Here is a 569-nt window from a genome sequence, read left to right as displayed (position 1 = left end):
TCGTTCAGATACGCCGGATCCCGATGACCATCCGGGGAGGCGATGACCAAACGGCCACCACACACCGCCGCCGACCAGAACTCCCACACCGACAAGTCGAACGTCGCCGCCGTCTTCAACAAAATCGCATCAGCCGCATCGAGACCGAACTCGACATTCTTCCACTGCAACTGATTCGCGATCGCGCCATGCGGAACGGCCACACCCTTCGGGCGACCCGTCGAGCCGGACGTGAAGATCACGTACGCGGTGTTGTCCGGACGCAACGGCGCAACCCGATCCGCATCTGTGATCGGTGTGGCATCGACCCCCGACAGATCCAGCTCGTCGATGCGCACCACATCGGCCACATCCGTGCTGAATTCGGCGTCGGCATCGGTCAACACACAGACCGGTGCCGCCGTCTCCAGGATGTAACTCGTACGCTCCGCGGCCTGATCCGGATCCACCGGCACATACGCACCACCGGACTTCGCCACCGCATACATCGCCACGATCAAATCGACCGACCGACGCAACGCCAGCGCGACCCGCGACTCCGGACCCACACCCAACGAAATCAGATGCCG

General features: G+C 62.9%; 1 protein-coding gene. It reads right to left on the bottom strand.

Annotated features, from left to right (window positions below):
* Positions 1 to 569: AMP-binding protein (locus NA8_RS32290; RefSeq protein WP_157107053.1), on the bottom strand; the 569-nt coding region annotated here is incomplete at both ends.

This window comes from Nocardia arthritidis NBRC 100137 (assembly GCF_001612765.1).
In the GTDB taxonomy this organism is placed as follows: Bacteria; Actinomycetota; Actinomycetes; order Mycobacteriales; family Mycobacteriaceae; genus Nocardia; species Nocardia arthritidis.
Note: the sequence above shows the minus strand (reverse complement) of the source record. Positions and strands in the feature narration are given on the sequence as shown.